The sequence below is a fragment of the Kocuria atrinae C3-8 genome (assembly GCF_000286355.1).
GTDB lineage: Bacteria > Actinomycetota > Actinomycetes > Actinomycetales > Micrococcaceae > Kocuria > Kocuria atrinae_A.
Map to the genome: position 1 here is coordinate 1 of NZ_AJXN01000132.1, position 7,576 is coordinate 7,576.

Annotated in this window: 5 protein-coding genes and 4 pseudogenes; 1 reads left to right on the forward strand and 8 read right to left on the reverse strand. The window is 63.0% G+C overall.

Annotation, left to right across the window (positions count from 1 at the left end; translation table 11 throughout):
* Positions 1 to 241: RraA family protein (locus tag YO9_RS0113335; RefSeq protein ID WP_016997931.1), on the forward strand; the 241-nt coding region annotated here is incomplete at its 5' end.
* Positions 242 to 353: 112 nt separating this feature from the next.
* Here YO9_RS0113335 and YO9_RS0113340 read toward each other — a convergent pair.
* The 8 genes and pseudogenes from YO9_RS0113340 to YO9_RS0113375 all read right to left on the reverse strand — a co-directional run bounded on the left by YO9_RS0113340 (position 354) and on the right by YO9_RS0113375 (position 7,346).
* A complete protein-coding gene (locus YO9_RS0113340; protein ID WP_016997932.1) occupies positions 354 to 830 on the reverse strand; it encodes a hypothetical protein in 477 nt (158 codons plus the stop codon).
* A 44-nt stretch (positions 831 to 874) separates the two neighbouring features.
* Positions 875 to 1,135, reverse strand: coding sequence for a hypothetical protein (locus YO9_RS18700; RefSeq protein WP_223286574.1), 261 nt, complete (start codon positions 1,133 to 1,135; stop codon positions 875 to 877).
* A gap of 311 nt (positions 1,136 to 1,446) precedes the next feature.
* Positions 1,447 to 2,312, reverse strand: a pseudogene (locus tag YO9_RS0113350) (3-hydroxyacyl-CoA dehydrogenase family protein).
* Positions 2,309 to 3,116 (reverse strand): annotated as a pseudogene (locus YO9_RS0113355) (enoyl-CoA hydratase/isomerase family protein). Before YO9_RS0113355 ends, YO9_RS0113350 begins: the two co-directional pseudogenes overlap by 4 nt.
* A gap of 7 nt (positions 3,117 to 3,123) precedes the next feature.
* A pseudogene (locus tag YO9_RS0113360) lies at positions 3,124 to 4,334 on the reverse strand (thiolase family protein).
* A gap of 231 nt (positions 4,335 to 4,565) precedes the next feature.
* A pseudogene (locus YO9_RS0113365) lies at positions 4,566 to 5,992 on the reverse strand (MFS transporter).
* A 374-nt stretch (positions 5,993 to 6,366) separates the two neighbouring features.
* Positions 6,367 to 6,615 carry a hypothetical protein gene (locus YO9_RS0113370; RefSeq protein ID WP_016997936.1) on the reverse strand — a complete coding sequence of 83 codons (249 nt, stop codon included), beginning with the start codon at positions 6,613 to 6,615 and terminating at the stop codon, positions 6,367 to 6,369.
* A gap of 41 nt (positions 6,616 to 6,656) precedes the next feature.
* Positions 6,657 to 7,346 carry a hypothetical protein gene (locus YO9_RS0113375; protein WP_016997937.1) on the reverse strand — a complete coding sequence of 230 codons (690 nt, stop codon included), beginning with the start codon at positions 7,344 to 7,346 and terminating at the stop codon, positions 6,657 to 6,659.
* Positions 7,347 to 7,576: the final 230 nt, after the last annotated feature.

Sequence of the window (7,576 nt, forward strand, 5' to 3'; positions counted from 1 at the left end):
CAACGTGGCCCGCACCGCCATGGAGAACGGCTGGGCCGGCGTGATCGTCAACGCCCCCGTGCGCGACCGCGTGGAACTGGGCACGCTGCAGATCGGCGTCAAGGCGCTGGGCACCAACCCGCGGAAATCAGAGCCCAATGACTCGGGCGAGACGGATGTCATCGTGAACTTCGGTGGGGTGACCTTCCGCCCCGGCAAGACCGTGTGGGCAGATGAGGACGGGATCCTCGTGGAGCGGTGAGATTACCCGTCTCAGGAACCGAATATTTCAGGACTGTGGCCCCACTTCGTGTGAAGTGGGGTCGCAGTCCTTTTCGGGGGAGTCGCCGCTCAGCGGATCTTTTACGTGGGTCTCAGTTCTTGGCGGTGAAGCCCGAACCGTCCCAGGTGAACTCGGTGGTCTCGCCGGTGTCCTCACCGTCCGCGTTCATCTTCTTCTGAATGATGGTGGGCTCACCGGACTCGTCGATCTTCAGATCAGAGTTCACGAACGGAGCCTCGATGCCGCGGACAGGGGGCATGGTGCCATTGGAGTCGTAGCCCTTGTCCGTGGGGCTCAGGACGGTCACGCCGTCGTCGTAGGAGAGGTATACGTTGCCGTACTTGTCCACGTTTGAACCGTTGGCGAGCTCCCAGGTCTGGCCTCCCAGAGCGGGAGACGGGCCGAAGTTGACCTCGGTGCCATCAGCATCGGTGCCCACGTAACCCACGGGCTGACCGTTCTGGTAGAGGGCGTACGAGGCCTTACCGGTGCTGGGAGCTGCACCCTCCGGGCTCGTGACCTCGTGATAGGTCACGACTTCCATGGCACCGAACTTGGGGTGCTCCACCGGAATGCGTCCGGTTTCGGTGCACTGGCCCGCACAAGGGTCGGCTACTGCGGGCAGCTGCTCGCCGCCATTGGACTGCTCACCGGTTGCGGTTGAGGCCGGATCCGCGCTGGGTGCAGCAGAATCGGTGCTCTGCGGTGCTGTCTCCGTGCCGGACCCTGAGCGGTTTGAGCCGCGGGGCTGGTGGTTCCTTCCGAGCTGTCGGCTGCGGGGGTTGCGGTGGCCTCGGTATCGGCCTGGCCGCAGCCCACCAGCAGCGGGATGGAGAGAGCAGTTGCGGAAATGACAGTAGCTTTCTTGTTCATGATCCTGACCTCCTTGGAGGTGGTTGCCGTTCAGGTCACAACCCACACTTCCCGGAGTGATTTGCGAATGCAATACGTCGTGACGGAATCGTGACCTGGGCTTCAGTCGTCACAACGGACGCGGGGGAGCCACGTTCCCCATGCTGGTGCCTCAGTATGCTTCTCCCCAGAATTAACCAATGCAAACGAAAAACCCCGGTGGGTAGTTCATGTATGAACTATCCTCCGGGGCGGGTGCCGCGGGCTCGCCAGGCGGGCCGAGCGGCGTCGTCGTGCGGGAATCCAGCTATGCCGGAGAACCCGAGTGAAGGCTACGAGTAGTCGTAGAAGCCCTTGCCGGATTTCTTGCCCAACTCGCCGCGTTCGACCATGTCGCGCATGAGCTGCGGCGGTGCGAAGCGGGGGCCGAGCTTGGATTCGAGGTACTCCGCGATGCCAAGGCGCACATCCAGGCCCACGATGTCCGTGAGCGCGAGCGGGCCCATGGGGTGCTTGTAACCGAGCACCATGCGTTGTCGATGTCCTCGGCGGAGGCCACGCCTTCTTCGACCATGCGAATGGCCTCGAGGCCCAGCGCAACGCCCAAGCGGGAGGAAGCGAAGCCGGGAGCGTCGTTCACGGTGACCGGGGTCTTGCCAATGCCGGCGACCCACTCGAGGGTCAGCTTCTGCAGCTCATCGCTGGTCTGCTGACCGATCACGATCTCCACGAGCTTGGAGGCCGGAACCGGGTTGAAGAAGTGCAGGCCACAGAAACGCTCGGGGCGCTTGAGCTCGGCGGCCAGCCCGTCCACTGACAGCGAGGACGTGTTGGTGGCCAGCCAGGCGTTCTCGGAGAGGTTCGCCTCGACCTGCTGCAGCGACGAAACCTTGAGATCCCAGATCTCGGGAACGGCCTCGATAACCAGCTCGCACTCGGCGAAATCGGAGTGCTCCAGGCTCACGGAGAGGTTCTCGGCCCACTTGTCCAGGTTGCCGTCGATCTTGCCCCGCTCGAGCGACTTGGCCAGGTCGGATTCGATGCGCTCCTTGGCAGCCGCGGCCGCCTGGGGATTCGCCTCGACCACGGTGACGTTGGAGCCGGAGATCAGGAACGCGTGCGCGATACCCGCACCCATGCGGCCACCGCCCAGCACGCCGACCTTGGCGGGAACAGTGCCCTTGGTCTCTTCGCTCATTTCTTGTTCTCCTTCTTCCGGTCCAGGAACGCCTGCATCCGGTCAAACTTGGCTTGGGATTCGAACAGGATCGCCTGCGCGAGTTCATCCACGTGAGGGTGGGATTCACGCGGCATGTGGAACACGCGCTTGGACACGCGCACGGCCAGCGGGTCCTGCTTGCCGATGCGGTCGGCCAGTGCGTGCGCGGCATTCACCAGTTCAGCCGGTTCGTGAATTTCGGTGATCAGGTGCGCGGCCAAGGCTTCTTCAGCGTTGAGAATGCGCCCGGCCAGCACGATCTCCTTGGCCACCGGCTCACCCGCGAGTTCCTTGATGCGCCACAGCGCCCGCCGCGGCGATGATGCCCAGGCCGGTTTCCGGCTGACCAATCTTCACGTACGGGGTTCCCAAGCGGAAATCCGCGGCCCACGCGAGTTCCGCGCCGCCACCCAGCGCGTAGCCGTCCAAGGCCGCGATCACGGGCATGGGCAGCTTGGCGATCCGGTCGAAAATCTGCGAATTCACGCCGCGCAGCGCGTCCTCACGACGCCGCTCGCGCAGCTGCGCGATATCCGCACCCGAGGCGAAAATCCCCTTCCCGTTCACTTCCGTGCCGGACAGGATCATGATTTTCGGGTTGCGTTCCAGGTAGCCGCACACGGTGTGCAGCTCATCGACCATGGTCTGGTCGATCGCGTTGCGCACGTCCGGGCGGTCCAGGATCACATGCAGGCGATCCGGGGTTTCTTCCAGGCGAATGGCGGTGAAGTCACCCTGCAGGGTCTGGTCCTCGCCGTTCGACGACGTCGCTTGTTCGCTCATGCGCGCGTCACACCTTCTCCACGAGCATGGCGGCACCCTGGCCAACGCCGATGCACATGGTGGCCAAGCCCTTGTCCGCGCCCTCGCGTTCCATGCGACCCAGCAGGGTGATCACGATGCGCGAGCCGGAGGAGCCCAGCGGGTGGCCCAGAGCGATGGCGCCGCCGTCGCGGTTGACGATGTCCGGGTTCAGGCCCAGGCGGCGGATCGAGGCCAGGGACTGGCTGGCGAACGCTTCATTGATCTCGGCGGCACCGAGGTCATCCACGGTCCAGCCAGCGCGCTTGAGAACCTTCTCCGTGGCGGGGACCGGGCCCAGCCCCATGATCTCGGGAGCCAAACCTGCGGAGGCGCCGTCGATCACACGGCACGAGCCTTCAAACCGTACTTCTCGATGGCGCTCTCGGAAGCCACGATGATGGCTGAGGCGCCGTCGTTGAGGGATGAGGCGTTACCCGCGGTGACCACGGAACCACCCTTGACCACGGGGCGCAGCTTGGCCAGGACATCCGGGGTGGAGCCGGGGCGGGGGCCTTCGTCGGTATCGACACTGTGACGGCGCCTTGCGGCCCTTGACCTCGACCGGCACGATCTCGTCCTTGAAATGACCGGCCTCGATGGCCTTGATGGCCTTTGCGTGGGACTCGGCGGCGAATTCGTCGCAGTCCTCTCGGGAGATGTTGTCCACGCGGGCCACTTCTTCAGCGGTCTCCGGCATGGAGTAGGTGGCCTTGCCATCGCGGGACAGCGGGCCGTCCTCGAACTTCTCGTTCACGAAGCGCCACCCGATGGAGGTGTCGAAGGCTTCTCCCGGCTTGGCGAAGGCGGTCTTCGGCTTCTCGACGACCCACGGGGCACGGGACATGGATTCCACGCCACCGGCGACCACGATGTCCGCGGCGCCGGACTTGATCATCTGCGAAGCATGGTGATCGCGGACATGCCGGATGCGCACAGACGGTTCACGGTGATGCCGGGAACGGTGTCCGGGAATCCTGCCAGCAGCCACGCCATGCGGGCCACGTTGCGGTTTTCTTCGCCAGCTCCGTTGGCGTTGCCGAGGATGACCTCGTCAACGTCTGCGGGATCAATGCCGGCGGCCTCGACCACGGACTTGATACACAGGGCGGCCATGTCGTCAGGACGAACGGAGGACAGTGCCCCGCCGTAACGACCTACAGGGGTTCGAGCCCCTCCGACTAGATAAGCGTGCGGCATCGAGGACATGCGGACTCCTTCGCAGGGGCAATAACTGACCGATCGTTCATCTAAGATTCCACGATTTTGTGAGCTACGTCAATACGCTCGGCCAGGTTTGTGGGTTTGGGATTCTTAGTGTGCTCGTACCCATGGTGCGGGCAGGAGCTGAACGATCAGGGAATGCGACGTGGCCGGACCCCGAGGGATCCGGCCACGTCAGCTATTCAGTTGAGTGTGAGGGGTGGAGCCTTAAGCGCGGTGCTGCGGCTTGTGGGCTTCCATGTCCTCGGGCAACACCGGGGGAACTTCTTCGCCCGGGTGCTTGGCGATGAACTCCTCGTGGACTTCCTCGATGTGCAGGTCGCGGCCCTGATCGGACTTGCGAACGAAGCACACGGCGGTGAAGGACACTGCGGAGAGGAGAGCGATGTAGAGACCGATGGTCCAGGATTGGCCGGTCTCGTTCAGCAGAAGTTGGGCAATCATCGGTGCAAAGGCGCCGCCGATAATGGAGCCGAGTGCATAGCCGATCGAGATGCCCGAGTAGCGGACGCGTGCCGGGAACATTTCCGCGTACATTGCGGACTGCGGGCCGTAGGACGGGCCCAGTCCGATGGTCAGGATGAAGATTGCGGCGGCGAACAGCGGTAGCGACGCGGTGTCCAGCATGAACACATGGGGATGGCCCACAGGATGATGAACCGTAACCGAGTTGGAAGGTTAGTTTTCGCCCGATCTTGTCGGACATCCAACCGCCGAGCATCGTGAAGATCAACCAGCCCACACCGCCGATCAGTGACGCGACCAGGGTTTGAGATCGAGGCATACCCAGGACCGTGGCACCGTAGGACGCGAAGAATGCGATGACCAAGTAGCCGGCGGCGTTGTTGGCTGCGAAGATCAGGGCGGCCAAGGTTACTTCGCGCTTGTTAGTGCGGAAGAGCTGACCCAGCGGAGCTGAGGACTCCTTGGCACGCTGCTGCATGGCCACGAACACAGGGGATTCGTCCACCGCGCGACGGATCGCGTAGCCCACACCGATCAGCACGATCGAGAACAAGAAGGGAACGCGCCAGCCCCAGGACTCGAACTGTTCGGCCGTGAGCATGGAGGTCAGACCGAACATGAACAGGGTGGCCATCAGCATGCCCAGGGGTACGCCGATCTGCGGGTATGCGCCGAACATGCCGCGCTTGTGGTTGGGTGCGTGCTCCACGGCCATCAGGCGGCGCCGCCCCATTCGCCGCCGGCGGAGAAGCCCTGCAGGATGCGAAGGCAAATCAGGATGATGGGTGCGGCGATGCCGATCTGTTCGTATGTAGGTAACAGGCCGATCAACGTGGTGGCCGCGCCCATGCCGAACAAGGTCAAGACGAGCGTGATCTTGCGGCCGTACTTGTCACCGATATGACCGGCGACGATGGCACCCAGCGGACGGAACAGGAAGCTGATGCCAAGCGAGGCCCAGGCGACCACCTGTGCCAGGCTGCGTTGTCCTCGCCAAGTGGATTGAAGTAATGCGCGGCCAGGATGAAGGCGGCGGCCTGCGCGTAGATGAAGAAGTCGTACCACTCGATGGTGGTTCCCACCAGGGTGCCGGCGAGAACCTTGCGCTCTTCGCGGGACATGGTGTGCGCCTGCTGCTGTGCGGGCGGTGAAGCTGCGTTAGTAGCCATGGAAGCTCCAGGATCATGAGTTGCGCGGTCCGGGCCCGGCAAGATCTGTGATTACTGACCGAATGGTCGTTGGAATAGATAGTACTGGTGATCGTGACTGGCGTCACTAGCTGTGCAGAAAAAGTATCAACCGTTTACAAAAACTTGTCAAAGGTTTGACAAATGAATTTTCGGTCTGCGTCTTAGGGTGCTGCTGACCAGTCCGTTCCTTCGGCCGCGGTTCCGGGCGCGTTGGGGGCCGAGCCATCTCATCCCGACTTACTGCACGGTAGGCATGGATACTCTGCAGTATGGCGGCATCAAATGGTTGGGGAGGACCTGCTCCCGCGTTCAGATTTCGCAACCCGGCTCGATAGCTCCGGCCAATCGGCTGGTTAGCCCAGCTGTCGGGCCAGCCAGTCCATCCACTGTGCTCGACGATGCGGTTCTCTTAGGTCGTCCCAGGTCAACACCCGCACCTTCCATCCAGCATCCCGGAAGCGTTCGAGCCTGTAGTTCTCGTCCCGGTAGATCTGAGTGTCGATCGCGTGATCATTGCTGTTGTATTCGAGGGCCGTGCGCTTGCTGACCCAAGCGAGGTCAGGGAATCGTTCTCGGCCATCCAGCATCACCAGCGGGTTCATGCTGGGTGGAGGGAAGCCGTTCTTGAGGACCAGTAATCGCGTCAATGTTTCGGGCGAAGACCACGTACGTTCACCGCGTGGTTCAGGAGTCTGGCGATTCGACAGACGGAACGCGAGCGCGGGGGAAGCAGGGAGAGGGCCCGCGTGATTTCTTCGCGATCGAACGGTTTCAGCCAAATCTTGGTGCTGACTTGGATCCGGTGCGCCAGCAGGTAGTCCAAGCAGGCAATGATTCGCCACGAGGACAGGTAAGGGGCGGCCACGCTCAGTGCTTCGACCGGATGGGTGAGGGCGGACTCCGACGGTCCCAGGTACGGGTTCAGTCCGTAGGTCTTGGTCAACGTGGCACCACCCAGCTCAGACTTGGGTCGGCGATCTCTCCAGGCCAGGTGGGGTGTGTCCATGGCGCTCGCAAAGGTGCGTGCTCGCGGAGGCGGTTCGTGTCCGAGTGTCGGATTGACCCAGTGTTGGGTGGAGTCGACGGGCAACTTGTACAACCGCAATGCATGGAGGCCGGTGATCGGCAAGCTTCTCAGGCCCTGTCGGAAGTGTCGCTGCAGCAAGACAGCCAGCATCGCTGGTTCGTAATGCTCCGGCTTGCGGAACCAATATCCGCGGGTCAGGCGCACCATGTTGGGGTCCGCGTTGAGTTGAGGAACGCGCATACCCCAGTCGACCGTTGGCAGGACATCTGGCAACGGGTCGAGACTCAGCACGCGGGCGGCTTTCATGACCGCGACTGTAGGCGGTCTCGGGGTTGGTCAGTCCGGGTTATCCACAGGTGACCTGCCGACTCGACTCACTCTCCTTGCGAGCCCCGCCATTTCATCCCGCTTTACTGCACGGTAGGGCGGCTTACTTTGCAGTAAGGCGGCATCAGGTGGTTGGCCGCGATAGGGCGGCTGGGTCAAGACGTTGGGCGGATCGGGTGGCCCGGCCGCACCGGCGGGCGGGGTGGTCC

Excerpts from the sequence above, each read along its gene's own strand:
- YO9_RS18700 (WP_223286574.1), bottom strand. The coding sequence starts at position 1,135 with ATGAACAAGAAAGCTACTGTCATTTCCGCAACTGCTCTCTCCATCCCG.
- YO9_RS0113370 (WP_016997936.1), bottom strand. The coding sequence starts at position 6,615 with ATGAACCCGCTGGTGATGCTGGATGGCCGAGAACGATTCCCTGACCTC.
- YO9_RS0113375 (WP_016997937.1), bottom strand. The coding sequence starts at position 7,346 with ATGAAAGCCGCCCGCGTGCTGAGTCTCGACCCGTTGCCAGATGTCCTG.